Consider the following 20,763-nt stretch of genomic DNA (forward strand, 5'->3'; position numbering starts at 1 on the left):
AAGCCGCGATCGCCTGCCTCGGGACTGCGAAGGTCACTCGTTCCCACGACGGCATGCGTCCTGGCGGGATCCGCGCGTGGAGTCTCATCGGAGGCAGCGGGATGGCGCTCTCCGGGGCGATGCTCTTCGAGGCGTGGGGGATCTCGATACGCCCGCTTCGCGGGCTACTCGATCAGCATGGGGATCCCACGCCGCAGGGTGATCTTCCTCAGCCGGCGGGCAGGATCACGCGGAAGCGCGCTCCGGCGGCGCCGGGCAGGCAGACCAGGTCGCCGCCGAGGGCGCGCGCGAGGCCGCGGGCGATGGGCAGGCCGAGGCCCGAGCCGCCGTCCGCGCGGTTGCGGGCGTCGTCGAGGCGGACGAGCCGGTCGAAGACGCGGTCGCGGTCGGCCTCGGGGACGCCCGGGCCGTCGTCGTCGACCGTCACGGTGACCCGGCCGTCGGCATGGGCGAGCGTGACGTCGATCCGGGAGCGGGCGAAGCGGGCGGCGTTCTCGAGCAGGTTGCCGACGATCTGGCCCAGCCGGTCGGCGTCGGCGTGCACGGGAGGCGCCGCGGGGTCGCGGTGCAGGACGATCTCGGGGCCGGAGCCGCGCAGCAGCTGCCGCTCGATCGCGGCGGCCGCCACCGCGCCGGCATCGAGCGGCCGGGCGTCGAGGGCGAGCCCCTCGTCGAGCCGCGCCATCAGCAGCATGTCCTGGATGAGCCGGCCGGCCCGCAGCGATTCGCGGACCACGTGCACCGACAGCCGCTCGCGCTCCTCCTCGGTGCCGTCGGCGCGGACCAGCGCGTCGGCGGCCGCCTGGATGCCGGCGACCGGGGTGCGCAGCTCGTGCGCGGCGTCCGAGACGAAGGCGCGCATCCGGCGCTCGGCGGCCAGGGCGGACTGCTCGGCCTGCTCGAGGTCGTCGAGCATCTCGTCGAACGCCGTGGCGGTGCGGCCGAGCTCGGTGCCGGGCCGCGAGGGGCGCAGGCGGCGGCCGCGGTCGCCGTGCGCGATCGAGCGGGCGACGGTGGTCATCCGCTCGAGCGGCCGCAGGGTCGCGCGGACCACCAGGACGAGGGCGCCGGCGGCGAGCAGGAGGAACACGGCCGAGGCGCCGAGCAGGATCCCGTTCAGCGACGCGAGGGTCGAGCCGACCGAGCCCGCCTCGCTGCTGAGGGTCAGCACGGTGCCGTCGCTGAGGACGGACTGCAGGGTGATCAGGCCGTCGTCGCCGGAGACGCTGCTCGAGGCGACGGTGACGGTGACGTCGCGCGGCGTGGGCACGGCGGCACCGGTGCTCCCGGGCGGGCTCGGCGGCTCGCCCAGCTGGTCCGCCGCTCCCGGCCCCTGGCGCAGCTGCTCGGGGCTCGGGCCGGCGACGACCTCCTCACCGTCGGGGCTCCGGATCCGCACCGCGACACCCTGCGCCGAGAGCCGCGAGGCGAGCTCGTCGTCGGCGATCGTGCCGACGAGGGCCGCGGCGGCGGAGGCGCGATCGGCCAGGCGCTCCTCGATCTGGTCGCGGAGGCGCTCGCCGAGCACGACCTGCACCGTCGCGGACAGCGCCAGCAGCAGCACCGCCAGCAGGGCGAGCACGGCGAGCACGGTGCGCAGGCGCAGGGAGCCGGTGCGCAGCGGGGCGGATGCGGGGCGTGCGGCGGGGGTGCCTGCGGGGGCGGTGCCCGCGGCGTCGGCGCCTGCCGGGACGCTCACGCCTCCACCCGGTAGCCGAGCCCGCGGACGGTGTGGATGAGGCGGTCGCCGTGCGCCTCCATCTTCTTGCGGAGCGAGCTGAGGTGCACCTCGACGAGGTTCGGGTCGACGTGGTCGTAGCCCCAGACCTGGGTGAGGATCTGCGTCTTGGTCAGCGTGCGGCCGCGGCTTCCGGCGAGGAACGCGAGCAGCCGGAACTCGGTCGCGGTGAGGTCGAGGGGCTCGCCGCCGCGGCGGGCGCGTCCGGCGTCCGGGTCGACGACCAGGTCGCCGATCTCGATGATCGAGGGGACGCGGCCGCGCCGACGGAGCACCGCGGTGACCCGGGCGACCAGCTCGGCGAGCACGAACGGCTTGACCACGTAGTCGTCGACGCCCTCGTCGAAGCCGCGGAGCCGGTCGTCGACGGCGTCGCGCGCGGTCAGCATGATCACGGCCGCGTCGCTGGTGCGCCGGATCCGCTCGGCGAGCACGATGCCGCTCGGGCCGGGCAGCATCCAGTCGAGCACGACCAGGTCGGGCGCGAAGTCGGCGAGCTCGCGGGCGAGGTCCTCGCCTGTCGGCAGGGCGCGCACGGTGTAGCGCTCGCCGCGGAGGGCGGCCTCGACGGAGGAGCGGATGGCGTCGTCGTCCTCGACGAGGAGCACGCGGGCGGAAGGGAGCATGCTCCGACCGTAGGGGGCGCGGATCGGCGTCGACCGCCACTCGGCTGGGGAGCCTCTGTTCTTAAGGACCGCTTCAGATTCGGCTCGGAATCTGAAATGGAACCGGCCGCAACCGCTCCCGAACGGGAACGGCACCGGGCCGGACCGAGGAGACTCCCATGAGCAAGAACCCCGACAGCCGCACCCCCGGAACCCAGGGCTCGGGTACTGAGGGCCAGGGCTTCGGCCCGCGCCGGCCCCGGACCCGTGCCATCGCCCTCTGCATCGCGGCCGGCGCCCTCGGCTTCGCCGCGATCGGATCGACCGCCGCCTTCGCCGATTCCGCGCCCACCTCCGGCTCGACGAGCTCGAGCACGATCGAGACGACGCCGAGCGCGACGGCCAGTGCGACGCCGACCCCGGACTCCAGCGACGCGCCGACCCTCACCGGCCCGGCCTCGACCGGCCCGGCCGCCTGCGGACCCACGGGCGCCGGACTGCCGAAGCCCCCGGCGCCCGGTGCGGACGGGTCGATGCCGACCCCGCCGGCCGCGCCCGCCGACGGCGAGGCGCCGACTCCGCCCGCCGCTCCCGCGGACGGCGAGGCGCCCACGCCCCCCGCGGACGGCTCGATGCCGACCCCTCCGGCGGCACCCGCTGACGGCGAGGCGCCGACGCCTCCGGCCGCTCCCGCCGACGGCGAGACGCCGACCCCGCCCGCGGCCCCTGCCGACGGCGAGGCGCCCACGCCTCCCGCCGCTCCTGCCGACGGCGCGACGGCGACCCCGCCCGCCGACGGAGTCCTCCCGACCCCTCCCGCCGCGCCCGCGGACGGCGACGCCGTGACCCCGCCGACCCCGCCGGCCGCGCCCTCGGGTGACTGCGCGCTCCCGACGCCCCCGGCGGACGGCTCCGCGCCGACCCCGCCCGCGCCCCCGGCCGCCGGTGAGGCGCCCGCCGGTCCCGCGCGGCCCGGCACCGGCCCCGCCGCCGGTGACGCTCCCGACGCCGGTGCGACCCCCTCCGTCCCGAGCGACACCGCCACCCCCGAGGAGTCGGACGCCCCCTCCGGCAGCTGACCCCCGGGCCGCACCTCCGGCACGCGAAACGACCTCCGGCTCGTCGGAATCCACGGATTCGACGAGCCGGAGGTGTTTCCGCGTGCCGGAGGTCCTCGGCGAGCGGGGCCGCGCACCCTGCTGATCGAGTTGCTCGCGGAGCGGGTCCTCCATGCTGATCGAGTAGCCCGCGCAGCGGGCGTATCGAGATCCACCGGCGCCAGAAGTGGCGTCTGCAGGCCCGCCGTGTCGACGACGGTGGGTCTCGATACGCCGCGTGCCGCGGCTACTCGACCAGCATGCGGGGCCGCGTGCCGCGGCTACTCGACCAGCATGTGCAGCGGACGTCTCGAGATCTCGCGGCGTCAGCGCGCCGTGCGGCGCCTCCGGGCGAGGCCGAGCACGAGGGCTCCGCCGGCGAGGAGGGACAGCGCGGCGGCCGAGAGCCAGCCGGTCTCGACACCGGTCGAGGCGAGCGAGCCGGAGCCCGAGCCCGTCCGCGGCGGCACGGCACCGGCGGGGTGCGTCGGCGCGGCCGTGGGCTGCGCGGTCGGCGAGGTGGTGGGCTCGGCCGTGGGCTGTGCGGTGGGCGCATCGGTCGGCTCAGCCGTGGGCTCGGCCGTCGGCACCGCGGTCGGCTCGGTCGTCGGCACCGGGGTCGGCGTCACCGCCGCTCCGAACACGTCCTCCGCGGAGCCGAGTGACGCGAGCACCGTCTCGCCGTTCGCGTCGTCGACGCCGTCGTTGTCGGTGACCGCGAAGACCTCGCCGGCGCCGGTGATGCCCAGGCCCTCGAGCTTCTCCTGCGTCCAGCCGTGGCCGGCCTCGAGCGCGGGCAGGACGTCGACGGCGAGCGTCTTCTCCAGCACGGGGAGCTCCTCGCCGATCGCGGCGCCCGGGCCGGTCGGCAGCGGCACCGTGTACACGGCCTTGAGCGCCGCATCCGGTCCGTTGCGCTTGTCGCGCTCGATGACCGCGAGGGTCCCGGCGGGCGTCAGCGTGATCTCGGAGAGGCCGTTCCAGTCGCCCTCGGCGCCGGACGGCGCCTCCAGCGGGTAGCCGAAGAAGCTCCAGCTGCCTGCCGCGACGTCGTAGCGTCCGATTCGGACGATCCCGTCGGCGTCGGTCGACGCCTCCCGCTGCAGTGCGGTCCAGACGATCTCGCCGCCCTCGCCCGCCTCGATCGTGACGCCCTCGAAACCCTGCGAGCCGAGCGCGTCGCCCAGCTCGGCGGGGAGCGCGATCCGCTCGAGCACCGCGGCGGAGGCGTCCAGGCGCAGCAGCGCGTTCTCCGGCCCGGTCGCGCCCTCGGTCACGGCCCAGAAGCCGCCGTCCTCGCGCGCGGCGATGCCCTCGAGGTCGAGGGCTGCCGGCTCACCCGCCTCCGTCACGGTCAGCGTGGAGTCGATCAGCGCCGGGACGACCGAGGTGTCGACCGAGTGGATCGTGCTCGGCGCATACGCGCTGTCGCTCACGGCGTAGAGACGATCCGCGGCGGCCGGGTCGCCCGACAGGCCGGAGAGCGCACCCCACGGCAGCGGCGAGCCGTCGACGTCGGCCGACGCGATGGTCGGGAAGGCCGGGGCGGAGGCGCCGAGCGCGTAGAGCTGCACGCTCGCGCGCACCGCCGCCTCGGCGTCGTCGGTCTCGCTCGAGACGACCAGCAGGTCGCGCTCGGGCAGGGCGAGCAGCCCCTCCGGACCGGGCGTGGACGGCAGCGCCTGCACGAGACGGGGCGCGGTGGGGTCGGAGACGTCGTAGACCGCGACGAAGTTGGCGCGCTCGGCGCCGACGAAGACGTACGGCACGCCGTCGAAGGTCGCCGAGAGCAGTCCCTCCGGCTCGGAGCCCTTCGCGTCGGACCGCTTGTCGGGGTAGAGGCCGAGGCTGACGGCGAGGTGGTCGAAGGTGTTGCCGGCGTCCCAGACCACGGCGCCGGAGGCCGCGTCGAGGATCGACCAGCCGCGGGTGCCGCCCTTCCAGTCGCCCTCGTTCGCGATCGCGACGTGGTCGTCGCCGACCCAGCCGATCGCGTCGGGCTCGCGCGGGACGTCGGTGATCGAGTCGGTCAGCGCGATGCGGTCGTCGTCGAGGGTGTCGATCCCGGAGACGGAGGCGGTGCCGGCCGAGTAGGACGCGGTGACGGTGCGGGTCGCCAGGTCGAGGATCGCGACGGCGTTGTTCTCCTGCAGGGTCACCGCGACGGCGGTGTCGGCGGGGTTGATCGAGACGTACTCGGGCTCCGGGTCGCTCGGGGTGTCGAGGCCCGCGAGGCCGGTGAGCGCGATGTGCTCGGCGACCCAGGCGGACGGGTCGGCGGTGAGGTCCATGACGACGAGCTCGCCCGCGGGGGCCTGCGGGAGGTCGCCCTCCTCGGCGCCCTCGGGCGTGAACTCCTCGTCGCGCTGGTTCTCGATCGCGATGACGGCGAGGTCGCCGGCGGTGGTGACGTCGATGGAGTCGGGCTGGCCGCCGAGCTCGATCGTCGCGACCGGGGCGAGGTCGCTGGCGTGCAGGACGCTGACGTGGCCCGAGGGGTTCGCGAAGTCGCCGTCGGAGGTGTCGACGACCGCGAGCACGTACTCGCCGGTCGCGTAGACCGAGGTGGGCTCGCCGCCGACGCCGACGCCGCCGAGGGGCTTCGGCGCATCCGGGTCGCTGATGTCGAGGACGTTGATCCGCTGGCCGGCGGAGTCGGTGGAGTAGACCAGGCGGCCGTCGGGCGAGGCGCTGGAGATCTCGGCGACGGCGGAGTCGACGGCCGGGTCGGCGGCGTTGAGGTACGCGGGCACCGTGGCGACGCGGGTGAAGAAGGAGTCGCCGGCGGCGGTGGCGGGCAGTGCGGCGCCGACGGTGCAGCTCGCGAGGACGAGGGTGAGCGCGGCGCCGGCGGTGCGGCGGGGGGCGAAGTGACGGGGCACGGGTCTCCTGAGCGGTTTCGAAGGAACCCGCCCACGCTGGCCCCTCCGGGTGAACGCCGCGGCGCGCGCACGTGTCCGGCGGGCGAACGCCCGGGGGCGGCTGGGTCTCGATACGCCGCGTGCCGCGGCTACTCGACCAGCATGGAGCGCCGACGTGCGGGGGATGCATGCTGATCGAGTAGGGCGCGGAGCGGCCGTGACGAGATCCACCTGCGTCAGAAGAGGGGTCTGCAGAGCCGTCCTGCTGGGGACGGTGGGTCTCGATACGCCGCGTGCCGCGGCTACTCGACCAGCATGGAAGGGGGCGTGCCGACCTTGTCCGCGCGGGGGAATGCATGCTGATCGAGTAGGGCGCGGAGCGGCCGTATCGAGATCAGCCCGCGCCAGAAGTGGAGTCTGCAGAGCCGTCCTGCTGAGGACGGTGGGTCTCGATACGCCGCGTGCCGCGGCTACTCGACCAGCATGAATGGGGCCGCGTGCCGCGGCTACTCGACCAGCATGGGTCCGCGCGCCCTCGCCCGTCGGGTCAGCGGGCCGCGAGGCCTGCCGCCGCCGAGCCCCAGCCGGCCAGGGCGGCGCGCACGCGCTCGTCGCGCGCGAGGCCGAGGGCCTCGGCGTAGCCCTCCTCGAGGACGTCGTCGATGCGGACGCGCGCGCCCGTCTCGGAGGAGCGCACCGCCGCCTCGACCATCGCGAGGCTCCGCACGTTCGCGTGCACCTCGCCCGAGGGCACGGCGCCGGTCCCCAGCACGCGCACGAACTCGGCGAGCGAGCCGGCGATCTCCTGCGGGCCGGGCTCGAGCGTCGCGGTCTGCACCGCCTCCGACTCCTGTGCCTGCCAGGAGGGCGCGCCGTCGCCGTCCCAGTGCGCGGTGCCGCCCGCGCCGGTCACGCGCCAGTCGCCGTTCCAGGACGTCTCGAGCCCGTCGGCGCACCAGCTGCCGGTGTAGCTGAAGCGGACGCCGCCGGCGAACTCGAAGACGGCGCTCGCCGCGGCACCGTCGGCGTACCAGCTCCAGCCCGGGTTGTACTCCTCGCAGTAGACGGCGACCGGGTCGCGGTCCAGGACGTAGCGCGCCGCGTCGAAGGCGTGGATCGCCATGTCGACCAGCAGCACGTGCGGCATCTCCTCGCGGAAGCCGCCGAAGTGCGGCGCCTTCGCGAACAGGACCGACGCCGTTCCGAGCTCTCCGAGCCCGGCGACCTGCTCGCGGAACGCCGCGATCGCGGGGTAGTACCGCCGCGACTGGCTGGTCATCAGCAGCCGCCCGGCGACCTCGCTCGTCGCGGCGAGGATCAGCGACTCGGCGATCGTCGGCGCGATCGGCTTCTCCGACAGCACCGGCAGCCCCGCGAAGAGCGCCTCGCTGCTCACCGGCAGGTGCGCGCGCGGCACGGTGACGTTGACGACCGCGTCGGCGCCGGAGCGCGCGGCGACCTCGGCGACGGAGCTGCCGACCGCGATCGGCCCGACCCCCTCCTCCTCGGCGGCCCGCTCGGCGAGCGCGACGTCGAGGTCGACGAGGCCGACCAGCTCGGCGTCGGGGTGGTCGCGGATGGTGCGGATCCACGCGCGCCCCATGGCGCCCGCTCCGACCTGGACGAGACGGACGGTCATCGGACGAGCGCCCCCTGGTAGTCCTCGCCGGTGAAGAACTCGCCGGACTCGTAGCGCTGCAGCACGGGCAGGCGGCGCTCGGGACGGTCGGAGTGCGCCCACTCGACGCCGTTCGCGATCACGCGGCGGACGTCGGCGTGGTGGTAGACGGGGAAGTCCTGGTCGCCGGGCGAGAAGAAGAAGATCCTCCCGTGGCCGCGCTTCCAGGTCATCCCGGAGCGGAAGACCTCGCCGCCCGAGAAGGTGGAGAGGAAGATCAGCTCGTCGGGCGCGGGGACGTCGAAGAACTCGCCGTACATCTCCTGCTGCGGGATCGTGAAGGGGTGCGGCACGCCCTGCGCGATGGGGTGCGTCGGGTCGACGGTCCAGACGATCTCGCGGTCCTCGGCCGAGCGCCAGCGCAGCGTGCAGGTGGTGCCCATCAGCTTCCCGAAGATCTTCGACCAGTGGCCGGAGTGCAGGACGACGAGCCCCATGCCGGAGAGGACGTGGCGCTGCACGCGCTCGACGATCTCGTCGGCGACGGCGTCGTGCGCCATGTGGCCCCACCAGACCAGCACGTCGGTGCCGGCGAGGACCTCCTCGGTGAGGCCGTGCTCGGGCTCGTCGAGCGTGGTGGTCGAGACGGTCGCGCGCTCGCCGAGGTTCTCGGTGATGCCGGCGGCGATCGTCGTGTGCATGCCGTCGGGGTAGATCGCGCGGACCTTCTCCTCGATCTGCTCGTGGCGGTTCTCGCCCCAGACGAGGACGCGGAGGGGAGCGGCGGGTGTGGTCACGGAGGGTCCTTCTTCGTCGGAGGTGTCGAGTGCGCCGGTGCAGCGGTTAAGCGCTTTACCGGCGAGTGCTCCTAGACTGCGGGACACCGCGCCCCCGCGTCAACCGCGGCGGGGCGCGTCGAGCGGAGGGAGGCGCGATGGCGACCATGCAGGACGTCGCGCGCCGCGCGGGCGTGTCGATCGCGACCGTCTCCTTCGTCGTCAACGCCAGCAAGCCGGTCTCGCCGGAGACGGCTGAGCGGGTCCGGGAGGCGATGCGCGAGCTCGGCTACCGCCCGCACGCCCTCGCCCGGGCGCTGGCCCGCCGGCGCTCGATGATGATCGCGATCGTCTACCCGCTGGTCCCCTCGCGTCCGCTGAACACCGCGACGACGTTCCTCGCCGGCGCCGCCGAGGCGGCCGCCGAGAGCGGCTACTCGATCGTGCTCTGGCCCACGGTCGGCGGCGCGGAGAAGCTCGCCGATCTGCGCGCCGACGGCCTGCTCGACGGCGTCGTGCTGATGCAGGTGACGTCGGACGACGAGCGGGTGGCGGTCCTGCGCGACTCCGGCACCCCGTTCGCCCTGCTCGGCCGCACCCGCGACCCCTCGGCGCTCGACTGGGTGGACATCGACTTCGAGGGCATGGTCGAGGAGGCGCTCGAGCGCCTGACCGCCCTGGGGCACCGCCGGGTCGCGCTCGTGCTCGGGCCGGAGGGCGGCGCCGACTTCGGCCCCTACGCGCGGACCCGGGAGGCGTTCGAGCGGGCGGCCGCGGCCCGCGGACTGGCCGCCGCGCTCCTGCACTGCGAGGAGACGCCCGCCGGCGGGCGCGCGCTGGCCCGCTCGCTCGACCCGGAGACGGCGACGGCGGTGCTGGTGATCAACGGCGGCGCGGCCGTCGGCTTCGCGCACGAGCTGCGCCACCGCGGCGTGCGGGTGCCCGAAGACCTCTCGATCGTGCTGCTCGCCTCCGACCCCGACGTCGCGGACCTCGCCGACCCCGCGCTCGATCTGCTCGTCGCCCCGGGCCACGCCCTCGGCCGCCGCGGGGTGGAGGCGCTGCTCGCCCGTCTCGCCGATCCGGCCGCGCTGCTGCTGCAGGAGCGCATCGGCGGGCCGTGGCGCCCGGGCGGGTCCGTCGCGGCACCGCGCGGCTGAGCCGCGGCGCGTTCGCGCCGCACCGGTCGGTCGACCGTCCCATCGTCCAGGTGGCGCAGACAAGGCATCTGTGGCGGTTCCTGGGTGATCAGCGAATCCTCCAGTCTTCTGCGGAGGATCGCCCGTGCGGATCGGGCGGCACGAGGCCTAGCGTGGGAGCACCGTTCCGGCCCGAAGGAGCACCCGGCATGACCCGCGCGACCCGCTCACCCCGCCCGCCCGCTCACCTGCCGCCGCGGCTGACCCTCTCGCTCTGGGACTTCTCCTGGTACACGCGGACGATGCCGGGCGAGCCCTTCCACGACCTCGGGCGCGCGTTCGACGAGGCGGTGGAGCGCGGCTGCAACACGGTCCGGATCTGCGCGGCTCCGCTCCTGCTGTTCGGCGACCACTCGATCGACACCTCGCAGCTGCGCTTCTCGAACATGGGCGGTGACGTCGGCCGGGGCACGCGCTGGTACGACGCCGTCGGCGGCGCCGTGCTCGACCTGCGGGCGCGCCTGGTCGAGCTGTTCCGCCAGGCCGCCGCGCACGACGTGTTCGTCATCGTCTCCTCCTGGGAGTACCAGCAGAGCCCCGCGTTCCTCAGCGACTCGTCCTGGCACGACATGCTGGCGGCGATCCCGCCGACCGAGCGCCACGAGGCTCTCGCGCGCGCCGAATCGCGGCTGATCGCCTTCCTCGAGGCCGAGGGGCTGGCCGACCGCATCGCCTACGTCGAGGTGCACAACGAGGTCGACCTGTCCCGGCTGGGCGAGGTGCCGGCGGAGGGGCTCGACACCTTCTGGGCGCAGAAGCCGTACCTGACCGCCGCGCTGGAGATCCTGCAGGCGGATCATCCGGACGTCCTGTCGACCGTCTGCTACGGGATCCCGCCGTACCTCGACCTCGACTCCGTGCCGGAGAACGCGCAGGTCGCGCACGTGCACTTCTACGTCTACGGGGTCCTCGCGGCGCTGGAGGAGTGGGCGGGAGTGCGGGCCGAGCCGCCGGTGTTCCCGAGCGCCGAGCTGAGATCGCTGCTGCGCGAGGGGGCGCCCGAGTTCGACGCCCTGGCGCACACCGTCGAACCGTGGCGGCTCGCGGCGACCGGCATCAGCCCGAGCATGTTCTACGCCTACGACCGGGTCGATCCGGTCGCGTGGGACTCCTGGCTCTACTCGCACTACGGCCGCTACGAGGTCGCGATGCGGGAGGCGATCGACGTCCGGCTGCGCGCGGTCGCGACCTGGGCGCGCCGCCGCGGAATCCCCGCCGTGGTCGGCGAGGGCTGGATCGGCTACACGCCGTTGGAGGCGGAGTTCGAGGACGGGCCGGCCGGCCGGGTCCTCGCCGGCTACGCCGTCCAGCGCTGCATCGACCTCGGCTACTGGGGAACGCTCGTCGGCTCCAACTCCGCGCCGCAGCACCCGGGCTGGTCGAACGTCGAGCTGCAGCGGCGGCTGAACGGCCTCGTCCTGGCGTCCGGGGAGTCCGGGGAGACCTGGGGGACCGCGCCCGCGCCGCAGTCCTCCGCTCCGCTCAGTTCCGAGTCCGGTACGCGTGCGGAGTCAGGCCGTGGATCCGCTTGAACTGCCGGGCGAAGTAGAAGGAGTCCTCGTAGCCGGCGGCGGCGGCCACCTCGGCGATCGGCCGCTCCGTCATGTCGAGCAGCTCGCGGGCCCGCGCCATCCGCAGCTCGGTCCGGTACTGCAGCACCGGCATTCCGAAGCGGCGCCGGAAGAGGGCCGCGAAGTGCGACGGGCTCAGGCACGCCATCGAGGCGAGCTCCGCCACCTCGATCCGCTCGGCGGGGTGGTCGTGGAGGAACTGCGCGGCCCGGTCGAGGGCGGTGCTGCGCGCGTCGCCGGGCGGGCGGTCCGAGGCGAGGATCGCCAGCAGGTGCCAGCCGGCGCCCGATGCGGCGAGCAGGCTGTTCGTCGTCGAGTCGCAGCCCAGGTGCGTGATCGCCGCCGAGATCAGCGCGACCGCGGCGTAGACGTCGGACAGGGTGCGCACCGGAGCGTCGACCGTGGCGCGCGCGGCCTGCAGGAACTCGGGCAGATCGCTGCCGGCGAGGTGCAGCCACCACAGCGTCCACGGGTCGGCGGCATCGGCCCCGTAGCCGTGCGGCTCACCGGGCGGCAGCAGGACGATCTGCCCCGCGGTCACGGCGAAGGTGCCCGCCGCCGTCGTGCACCAGCCGGAACCCCGGGTGCAGACCAGGACGACGGCGTCCGCGATCGGGCTGGTGCGCACTCGTCCGTGCCCGCGCGCCTCGGGGAAGTGGCCGCAGTCGGTGACCAGGAGGTGCGACGTCCCCGGCTGCGTCAGCGCCTCCCGGACGCGGGGGCGCGGCAGGACGTGCATCGTCTCGCCCGGGAAGCCCGCCCCGAGGATCGTCGGCGTCCGTGCGCACCTCATCAGCGTTCCGTCCAGAAGTTCCACGGGTTCCGTCCTCCGTTCCGGCCTCGGATCTCATCTTGACTGGGCGTCATGCTCGATGACAGCGCTGCCATTTCCGCAGACAGTACCAGTGGAACGTCCAGGGGAAGCGCTGCGCCTCCGCCCCCGCCACCCGCTCCGGAGGACGTCGCGTCCAACGACGAGCTGTTCCTCCTCGGTCTGCACCTCGAGGAGCGCCCGCGCTCCGGATGCGCGCCCGAGCACTACTGGGAGGAGGCGGTCTGGCGGGACCCCGGCGACACCCGCTGCCATGTCGCGCTCGCGCGGTCGCTCGCCGTCGCGGCCCGCTTCGACGAGGCGGAGGGCCACCTCCGCTCCGCGATCGAGCGGCTGACCTCCCTGGGCGTGGTGCCGGCCGACGGCGAGGCGCACCACCGGCTGGGCGAGCTCCTCGCCCGGCAGGGACGGCCGGAGGAGGCGCTCGAGGCTCTGAGCACGGCGCGGAGGGCGAGAACCTGGCGCGTCGCGTCCGGTGTCGCGCTCGGGCGGCTCCTTCTGGCGGCGGACCGTCTCGAGGAGGCCGAGGCCGTGCTGCGCGAGGTGCGCGCGATCGACGGGCAGCACGCGCGGGCGACGGTCCTGCTCGCCGTCGTACTCCGGCGCGGCCGGCGGGCGCAGCAGTCGAGGGCGCTGCTCGAGAGCGTGCTCGCGCGCGATCCGCTCGACCACTGGGCGCGCGACCTCGCCGGCCGCCCGCTCGACGCCGACGCCGACGCACTGCTCGACGTCGCGCTGGAGTACCGCGACGCGGGGCTGCCGGACGACGCACTGCGCCTGCTCGCCCTCGCGCTCGCGGCCGATGCCGCGCGGCGCACCCCCGCCGAGCGGACCGGGGTGGTGCCGCTGGTGCACTACCACGCCGCACTGCTGCACGAGCGGCAGGGTCGGCCCGACCAGGCACGGGCCGCCCGGCGGATCGCGCAGCAGGCGCCGCTCGAGGGCTGCCGCCCGGTCCGCCTCGAGGACGTCGAGGCGCTGGAGGCGGCCGACGCCGAGGACACCACCGCCCGCTTCCTCCTCGGCGGCTGGTACTCCGCGGTGGGCCGCGTCGAGGACGCCTTCGCTGCCTCGTGGTCCGCCGCCGCGCACGACCCGAGGGCGTGGGTGCGGGTGGTCGCGCTGCGCGCGCTGGCGGCGGCCTCCTGCACCGCGTACGGCGACGCCGAGGCGGGGCTCGCCTACCTCGAGCGCGCTCGGCACCTCGCCCCCGGCGACGCGGGGCTCCTCGTCGAGTACGACCGGCTCCGGGTGCTCCTCGGGCACGAGGGGCGACTCGCCCTCCTCGAGGAGAACGAGGCGCTCGTCCTCGAGCGCGACGATCTGACCCTCGAGTACGCGGCGCTGCTGGTCGCGGACGGCCGAGCGGGTCGCGCTCAGGGCCTGCTGCTGGGCCGGGTGCTCGGGCAGGGGGAGGGCCCGGGGAGCCGGGTGCCCGAGGGGCGCGTGCTCGAGGTCTGGGACGCGACGATGATCGCGCTCGCCGACGCGTCGTCGCCCGCCGATGCGCTGACCTTCCTCTGCGCCGCCCTCGCGCCGCCCGCCTGTCTCGGCGAGGAGCGCCCGCCGTCGGCCGTCCCCGCCGGGCTGCTGCTCCGCCGCGGTGCCGCGCGGGCGCGCCTCGGCGACGACGCGGGCGCCGCCGACGACTGGGAGGCGGCCGCCGGGCTGACCGGCGACGCCGTGACGGCGCCGCACTACGACGAGCAGACGGTCTCCGCGATCCGCGCGCTCCTGGCGCTCGGGCGCCGCGCCGAGGCCGACCGCCTGACGACGGCCTTCTCCGAGTGGATCGACGAGGAGGCCGCGATCCCGGCCACGGCCGACTGGACCCGCCCCGGCGAGCTGTACCCGCTGGAGCCGCAGCAGCAGAAGGACGCGCTGCTGGCGCGCTGCCGCGAGCAGCTCGCCGCGCTGGCGGAGGAGCGGCGGAGCGGGTGAGCGGGCGATCACAGCGGCGATAACATTATCGCCGATGGTCGAGTTGATAACATTATCAACATGCGCAACTCCCTCGACAACCCGTTCAGTCCCGGCTCCGACGCGGTGCCCGAGATCTGGGCGGGGCGGACGACGCAGCTGAGCGATTGGCGTGACGTGCTCCGTCCCCGCCTCGCGCGAGGCCTCCCCGAGCGCGGCCGCACGATCCTCGGCGAGCCCGGACTCGGCAAGTCCGCCCTGGTGCGGCGGATCGCCCGCGACGCCTCAGTGGACGGCGACTGGGTGACTCCGCAGCTGCGCATCCCGTCGGGCGCCGACCCGCTGAAGCTCGTGGCCGCCGCCCTGCTCGCTCTCGCCGAGGCCGCCGGTCTGCCGACGGCCCGGGAGAAGCGGATCGCGGCCCTCCTCGAGCGCGTGCAGGCGGTCGCTGCATCCGGGCTGTCGCTCACCCTCCGCGGACAGGACGGCCCGGAGGCGCACACCGCGCTGACCGAGCTGCTCGTCGAGGTGGGCCGGGCCGCGATCGCGCAGGACGTCGTCGTGCTCGTGCACCTCGACGAGGTGCAGAACATCGCCGACGAGAGCGGCCTCTCGCAGCTGCTGATCGCGCTCGGCGATGCCATCACCCACGAGGAGACGGTCGCGCTGCCGGGCGGCGTACAGGTGACCCGCTTCCTGCCCATCGCGGTCTACCTCACCGGCTTGCCCGACTTCGAGGACCGCGCCGGCCGCCAGAAGGGCGCCACCTTCGCTCGCCGCTTCAAGACGACCGTGCTGACGGCCATCGACGACGACGACATCGTCGCGGCGCTGCAGGACTTCGTGCTGCCCGGCTGGGAGGTCGCGGACGGCGCGGGTGGGACGGGCCGCATCCGGATGGAGGCCGACGCCGTCGCGGCGATCGTCGACCTCTGCCGGGGTGAGCCGTTCCTGTTCCAGCTGGCCGGGGAGAGCGCTTGGTACGCGGGCACCGACGCCACGATCACGCGCCGGCAGGTGCTTGCGGGCTGGCGAGGCGTGCAGCGGGAGGCGGCCGCTCATGTCGAGCGGATCCTCGGCCGGCTGCCCGCGCGAGAGCGCGCCTTCCTCGAAGCGATGGCGGTTCTGCCGGCCCGCGATCGGTCGCTGACCCGGATCGCCCGCGCGCTCGGTCTGTCGAAGCCGTCGGAGGTGGGGACGACGGCGCAGCGTCTCGACACCGTCCGCGGGATCATCGACCGAGGGAAGCTGTACGGGTTCCGGCACCGGGCGATCGAGGCGTCGCTGACGAGCGACTGGCCGCGAGTGGACTGAGGCGCGCCGCAGGGGTCCCGCTCACCCCGCGTGCGGCAGCAGAACCTCCACCAGGCCGTCGGTGACGCGCGTCTCGAAACGCGGCTGGGGCGAGGTGGCGGGGCCGCGGACGACCTCGCCGGTCTCGAGCGAGAAGGCGCTCGCGTGCCAGGGGCAGGTGATGCAGGCGTCGGCGCCGGTGCCGCGGAGCTCGCCCTCGTCGAGGGGGCCGGAGAGGTGGCTGCAGACGTTCGAGAGGACGTCGACGCGGTCGCCGCGGCGGACGGCGAGCAGCGGGGTCTCGGCGACGGTCCTCTTCACGGGGGAGTTCTGCGGCAGCTCGGCGAGCTGGCCGAGGGTCTGCCAGCCGGTGGGGAAGCGGTGCGGCACGTCCTCGGTGTGGTTCGCGCCGGCCGCCTGGCGGTAGCTGAGGTGGCCGCCGAGGTAGCCGCCGCCGGAGACGACCGCGAGACCGAGCGCGCTGAGCACCTTCCCGCTGGTGCGCCGCCCGCGCACGCGCTGGACGAAGGATGCGGTGTAGAGGACGGTCCCGGCGACGTTGGCCGCCGCGTGGACGAGCCCGACGCGCTTCTGCTGCTCATGCAGCTCGGACCAGTCGGTGTAGCCGGCGGCGGCGGTGGGCAGCACGCTGACGATCCCCAGGCCGATGAGGGTGCGCGCCGCGCGCTCGTTGCCGGGCAGCAGATCGAGGACCGCCGCCGACACCCACGCGCCGGTCGGCACGAGCACGAGCAGCGGATGCACCGGGTGCCCGATCGGGACGCCGTGCAGCACGTCCCGCACGGGCTGCGGCCGGATGACCGCGTCGACCACCTTCTTGACCCGGTCGACGAGCGGATCGAGGGCGGCCTCGTTCTCGAGACGGCTGACGAGACGGACGAGCTTCACTTCGCGCATGCACCAGGGCACCCCGTGCTCGGGTGGCGCGGCAAGGGGGTTGCGATCCGTGCGGGGCCGTCCCGCCCACGTCGGAGGACCGCGTCTCCGGACCGGCGCTGCCGAGGAGGGCGGGTCTCGATACGCCCCTGCGGGGCTACTCGACCAGCATGGTGCTGCAGAGGCACCTTGTGATCGGGCAGGGCGCGCAGTGCCCCGCCGTGCTGATCGCGCAGTGCCCCGCCGTGCTGATCGAGCAGCGCGCGCAGCGCCCCGCCGTGCTGATCGGGCAGTGCGCTCAGTGCCCCGCCATGCAGGTCGAGCGCCCCCCCCGTGCTGATCGAGCAGAGCGCGCAGCGCGCCCCTTTCATGCTGATCGAGTAGCGCGCGCAGCGTGCGTATCGAGATCCGCCCCCGTCGAGACGCCGGCCTGCAGGCCCGCCGGCGTCAGCCGGCCGACGTGAAGAACGCCTCGATCGCGCGGGTCAGCGCGACGAGGTCGTCGACGTGGGCGAGCTCGCGCGCGGAGTGCATCGACAGCAGCGGGACGCCGACGTCGACGGTCGAGATCCCGAGCCGGGTGGCGGTGAGCGGCCCGATCGTGGAGCCGCAGGGGACCGTGTTGTTCGAGACGAACTCCTGGAACTCCACTCCGGCCCGCGCGCACACTCCGGCCCAGAGCGCGGCGCCGCGGGCGTCGGTCGCGTAGCGCTGCGAGGCGTTGATCTTGAGCAGCGGGCCCTTGCCGGCGACCGGCTGGTTCACCGGGTCGTGCTTCTCCGGGTAGTTCGGGTGCACGGAGTGGCCGGCGTCGGCGGAGAGGCACCAGGACCGCGCCATCGCGCGGGCGCGCTCGTCGACACCCGCGCCGAGGGCGGCGCCGACGCGGGTGAGCACGTCCTCGAGGAAGGGCCCGCTCGCTCCGGAGCGGCTGGCCGAGCCGAGCTCCTCGTGATCGAAGGCGGCGAGCATGCTGATGTGCCCCGGCGCGGCGGCGGCGTCCGCATCCGTGCCGCTCGCCGCGAGCAGCGCGACGAGCCCCGCGTGCACCGAGCTGAGGTCGTCCATCCGCCCGGCCGCGAAGAGCGCGTCGTCGAGGCCGAAGCGCGCGGGCGGCTGGGTGTCCGCGGTGATGAGGTCGTAGCCGGCGATGTCGGCGGCACCGTCGAGCCCGGCCTTCGCGGCGAGGATCTCGAGCAGGTCGTTCCCGTCCGCGTCGCCCAGGCCGTAGACGGGGACGGTGTGCTTCTGCCGGTCGAGCTTCAGGCCGTCGTTCGCCTCGCGGTCGAGGTGGATCGCGAGCTGCGGGATGCGCAGGAACGGGCCGGTGCGCACGAGCACCTCGGCGCCGTCGCGGGTGACGATGCGGCCGGCCAGCTCGAGCTCGCGGTCGAGCCAGGAGTTGAGCAGCGGTCCGCCGTAGACCTCGACGCCGGCCTGCAGCCAGCCCTTCGACTCGACCGTCGGTCGCGGCTTCAGCTTGAAGCCGGGGGAGTCGGTGTGCGCGCCGAGGATGCGGAACGGCGTCACCGCGGTGGCCCCGGCCGGGACGTGCCAGGCGATGACCGCCCCGTCGCGGAGGACGAAGTAGCGCCCGGGCTCCGAGGGCCACGCGGCGGTCTCGTCGACGGACTCGAACCCCGCCGCCGCCAGTCGCCGCGCGGTCTCCGCCGCGGCGTGGAAGGAGGAGGGCGAGGCGGTGAGGAACTCGGCGAAGTCGGCGAGGTGGTCGGCGCGGGAGGTCATCGACTCATTCAAGCAGGGCGGGCGAGGCCCGGCGGCAGCAGCTCGGCGAGCGGGATCGAGCCGGTCGACTTCGTGGTCACGCCATGGCAGCCGCAGCCGGCGGGCGGACGGTCACGCCGGCGACCGCACAGCGCCCAGATCCCGCCGCGCCAGCCACCCCTTCGACCGCCGCAGCCCCTCCTCCAGCGTCGCCTCACTCTCCTCGTCGACGCAGATCCACCCGGCGTACGCCGCCCGCCCGAGCGCCTTCAGCACCCCGCCCAGGTCGAGCACGCCCTCCCCGGCGACCCGCCACTCCCCATCCCGCCCGACCGGGATCGAGTAGTCCTTCAGGTGCAGGTTGTCCACGAAGGCCCCGAACTCGTCGATGAAGCCCGGCAGGTCCTCGACCCCCGAGCGCGCCAGATGCGCCGTGTCGACGGTCAGCCCGAGCACCCCCGGCTCCCTCCCGTCGAAGAACTCGCGGAAGTCCGCGAGCTCCATCACCGGCTGGTCCGTGTGGTGGTGCAGCGAGAACGCCACGCCGGCGTCCCGCGACCGAGAGGCGATATCGGTCAGCGTCGAGGCGAACGAGCGCCGCATCGCAGCATCCACCCCCTCGTGCGGATGCCCGTGGCAGAACACGATCCGCTCGGCCCCCACCGCCGCGGCGAACGCGATGGTCGCCGCGATCCGCTCCTGCCCCGCCTCGTCCAGAGAATCCCCGGTGATCAGCGCCGAGTAGATGCCCGGATCCTCTCCCAGCGAGGCGAGGGCACGAGAGGGATCACCCACGTACTCGGCGTACTGCGCCCCTTTCAGCTGCAGTCCTTCGTACCCCTCCGCCCGGAAGCTCGACACCAGCACCGGAACCTCCGCCGGCTCCAAGAACTTCGAGAACGCCAGCCGCGACACGCTCATTCTCCGATCACCTCGCGCTCGGCCGTGTCGAACACGATGAGCAGCTCGCACTCCTCGTCGCCGATGTTCACGGCGTTGTGGGTGGCGCCGAGAGGGATCGAGATGGTGTCGCCGGGGCCCATCTCTACGTAGTCGTCGTTCACCCGGTTGCGGATTCGGCCGCGGATCACGGTGAGCACCTCGTCGCAGTTGGGGTGGTGGTGCACGGGGTTGTTGCGGCCGGGCTGGATGAAGCACTTGCCGACGGTGAGGACGTCGGAGTTCCCCTCCGAACCGGCGATCATCCACTCGAGACGCCCCCAGTCCTGCGGGACAGTGGTGGCGCCTCCGGCGGGCACGAAGCCACCGCGGCGGGTCTGGTTCTCGATCATGTCGTCTCCTTCGTCGTAGTCGATACGTCATCAAGGGGCGCCCGGCCCGGACAGGCCGGGCGCCGAGAGCGTCAGCCCCCGAGCTGCGCGACCTTCGCGTCCAGCGCCGCGCCGACCTCCGCCGGAGTCAGCTGCCCCTGCGCCATCAGCTGCAGCTGCGCGACCATCTCGACGTTCAGCGCGTCCTGGTAGCGCGGCCAGGCGGCCTGCGGCAGGTACACCCGGTCCTCCTGCAGAGCGAGCAGGTTGGGTGCGAGGTGCTCGTCGATCGCGGGCTCGTAGTTGGTCGTCGTCGTCATCGAGTTGGTCGCCTTCTGGAAGGCGGCGACGCCCTCGGGGCTGGCGAGGAAGCCGAGGAAGGCCTGCGCGGCCGCCGGCTGCTTCGCCTTCGCGTTGATCACCCAGCCGGGTGAGGCGTTGCCCGAGAACCAGGGCTCGCCGTCGGGCTGCGGGAAGCCCGCGATCTCCCAGTTCAGGTCGGGGTTCAGCTCCGGCACCTTCGTGACGTTCCACGGACCCATCGGGATCATCGCGGCGCGCCCGGTGACGAACTCCTCCAGCACCTGGTCGCCGTTCACTCCGACGACGTCCTGCGAGATCAGGCCCTCGTCGAACAGCTCGGCCCACTGGCCGAGCGGCTCCGCCCAGTTCTCCTCGAAGGAGCCGCCGCCGTCGAAGGCGTCGAGATCGCTCACGCCGTTGCGGGCGTTCGCGGCGCCGACGCTCGAGGCGATGCTGTCGGGCAGCGCGCTCCACGGCTCGAGGTACGGGGTCGTGCCCGTCTCCTTGAGGTCGCGCAGCAGCTGCACGAAGTCGTCCCACTCGGTCGGGAACTCGTCGTAGCCGAGCGACGCCACGAGATCGGCGTCGTAGGCCAGCCCCGTCGACCAGGACGAGATCGAGAGGCCGTAGGTGCGGCCGTCCCTGCCGCGGATCTCCTTGTTGAGGGGCGCGACGACGTCCATGTAGGGCTCGTCGGTGATGTCGACGACGAGCTCGCCGTCGATGAGATTCGTCTTGTTCTCGGAGCCCATCACGAAGACGTCGGCGGCGGTGCCGGCCAGCAGCCGGTTCTGCAGCGTCGAGATGTACTCGGCCACCGGAGGGGCGTGCGAGACCTCGACGCGGATGTCGGGGTTCGCCTCCTCGAAGGCGGCGACCACCGGCTCCATGACCTCGGGGTTGTCCCAGGTCATGAAGGTGAGGGTCGTGCGGCCGTCGCCACCGGCGGCGGAGCAGCCGCTGAGCACGAGGGCGAGCGCGACACCGCCGAGGAGCGCGGTGCGCAGTCGGGTGCGGGTGCGGGATCTGTGCGTCATTGCAGGATTCGCTTTCTAGA

Annotated in this window: 16 protein-coding genes; 5 read left to right on the plus strand and 11 right to left on the minus strand. The window is 74.2% G+C overall.

The features are described 5' to 3' along the window. Positions 1-208 precede the first annotated feature (208 nt). The gene (locus tag EDF43_RS10760) at positions 209-1,699 is read right to left on the minus strand and encodes a HAMP domain-containing sensor histidine kinase (RefSeq protein WP_132436769.1); all 1,491 of its coding nucleotides are present in this window, start codon (positions 1,697-1,699) and stop codon (positions 209-211) included. Further along, on the minus strand, positions 1,696-2,364 hold the full coding sequence (locus tag EDF43_RS10765) for a response regulator transcription factor (RefSeq protein ID WP_123446969.1): 669 nt from the start codon (positions 2,362-2,364) through the stop codon (positions 1,696-1,698). The genes EDF43_RS10760 and EDF43_RS10765 overlap by 4 nt, the downstream gene beginning before the upstream one ends. 158 nt (positions 2,365-2,522) lie before the next feature. Between EDF43_RS10765 and EDF43_RS10770 the strand changes: the two genes are divergently transcribed. After that, on the plus strand, positions 2,523-3,422 hold the full coding sequence (locus EDF43_RS10770; RefSeq protein WP_132436771.1) for a hypothetical protein: 900 nt from the start codon (positions 2,523-2,525) through the stop codon (positions 3,420-3,422). 344 nt (positions 3,423-3,766) lie between these two features. Here the strand turns inward: EDF43_RS10770 and EDF43_RS10775 are convergent, their stop codons facing one another. From EDF43_RS10775 to EDF43_RS10785, 3 genes are all read right to left on the minus strand, one after another. Next, complete coding sequence (locus tag EDF43_RS10775; protein ID WP_132436773.1) at positions 3,767-6,322, minus strand: esterase-like activity of phytase family protein; 2,556 nt, start codon at positions 6,320-6,322, stop codon at positions 3,767-3,769. 526 nt (positions 6,323-6,848) lie between these two features. Then, entirely contained in the window at positions 6,849-7,940 is a 1,092-nt protein-coding gene (locus EDF43_RS10780; RefSeq protein WP_123736396.1) for a Gfo/Idh/MocA family oxidoreductase, read from the minus strand. Further along, positions 7,937-8,716: a ThuA domain-containing protein gene (locus tag EDF43_RS10785; protein WP_132436775.1), complete on the minus strand. Its 780-nt coding sequence runs from the start codon at positions 8,714-8,716 to the stop codon at positions 7,937-7,939. The genes EDF43_RS10780 and EDF43_RS10785 overlap by 4 nt, the downstream gene beginning before the upstream one ends. A gap of 137 nt (positions 8,717-8,853) precedes the next feature. Between EDF43_RS10785 and EDF43_RS10790 the strand changes: the two genes are divergently transcribed. Then, on the plus strand, positions 8,854-9,855 hold the full coding sequence (locus EDF43_RS10790) for a LacI family DNA-binding transcriptional regulator (RefSeq protein WP_132436777.1): 1,002 nt from the start codon (positions 8,854-8,856) through the stop codon (positions 9,853-9,855). A gap of 188 nt (positions 9,856-10,043) precedes the next feature. Next, positions 10,044-11,426, plus strand: coding sequence for a cellulase-like family protein (locus EDF43_RS10795; protein ID WP_132436779.1), 1,383 nt, complete (start codon positions 10,044-10,046; stop codon positions 11,424-11,426). Here EDF43_RS10795 and EDF43_RS10800 read toward each other — a convergent pair. Beyond that, entirely contained in the window at positions 11,377-12,258 is an 882-nt protein-coding gene (locus tag EDF43_RS10800; RefSeq protein WP_132436781.1) for an AraC family transcriptional regulator, read from the minus strand. The genes EDF43_RS10795 and EDF43_RS10800 overlap by 50 nt on opposite strands. 72 nt (positions 12,259-12,330) lie before the next feature. Between EDF43_RS10800 and EDF43_RS10805 the strand changes: the two genes are divergently transcribed. Both EDF43_RS10805 and EDF43_RS10810 read left to right on the plus strand, forming a co-directional pair. Next, on the plus strand, positions 12,331-14,238 hold the full coding sequence (locus EDF43_RS10805; RefSeq protein WP_132436783.1) for a hypothetical protein: 1,908 nt from the start codon (positions 12,331-12,333) through the stop codon (positions 14,236-14,238). A gap of 60 nt (positions 14,239-14,298) precedes the next feature. Next, on the plus strand, positions 14,299-15,531 hold the full coding sequence (locus EDF43_RS10810) for an AAA family ATPase (RefSeq protein WP_132436785.1): 1,233 nt from the start codon (positions 14,299-14,301) through the stop codon (positions 15,529-15,531). 21 nt (positions 15,532-15,552) lie between these two features. Here EDF43_RS10810 and EDF43_RS10815 read toward each other — a convergent pair whose 3' ends face one another. From EDF43_RS10815 to EDF43_RS10835, 5 genes are all read right to left on the minus strand, one after another. After that, on the minus strand, positions 15,553-16,428 hold the full coding sequence (locus EDF43_RS10815) for a Rieske 2Fe-2S domain-containing protein (RefSeq protein ID WP_132436787.1): 876 nt from the start codon (positions 16,426-16,428) through the stop codon (positions 15,553-15,555). 426 nt (positions 16,429-16,854) lie between these two features. Continuing rightward, complete coding sequence (locus EDF43_RS10820; RefSeq protein WP_132436789.1) at positions 16,855-18,153, minus strand: M18 family aminopeptidase; 1,299 nt, start codon at positions 18,151-18,153, stop codon at positions 16,855-16,857. A gap of 111 nt (positions 18,154-18,264) precedes the next feature. Further along, positions 18,265-19,047, minus strand: a complete 783-nt coding sequence (locus EDF43_RS10825) for a sugar phosphate isomerase/epimerase (protein WP_165909081.1) — start codon at positions 19,045-19,047, stop codon at positions 18,265-18,267. Positions 19,048-19,049: 2 nt separating this feature from the next. Then, positions 19,050-19,424 carry a cupin domain-containing protein gene (locus EDF43_RS10830; protein ID WP_132436793.1) on the minus strand — a complete coding sequence of 125 codons (375 nt, stop codon included), beginning with the start codon at positions 19,422-19,424 and terminating at the stop codon, positions 19,050-19,052. 71 nt (positions 19,425-19,495) lie between these two features. Next, positions 19,496-20,743, minus strand: coding sequence for an extracellular solute-binding protein (locus EDF43_RS10835; RefSeq protein ID WP_132436795.1), 1,248 nt, complete (start codon positions 20,741-20,743; stop codon positions 19,496-19,498). Between the last annotated feature and the right edge of the window lie 20 nt (positions 20,744-20,763).

The organism is Rathayibacter sp. PhB179 (assembly GCF_004345345.1).
Lineage (GTDB): Bacteria > Actinomycetota > Actinomycetes > Actinomycetales > Microbacteriaceae > Rathayibacter > Rathayibacter festucae.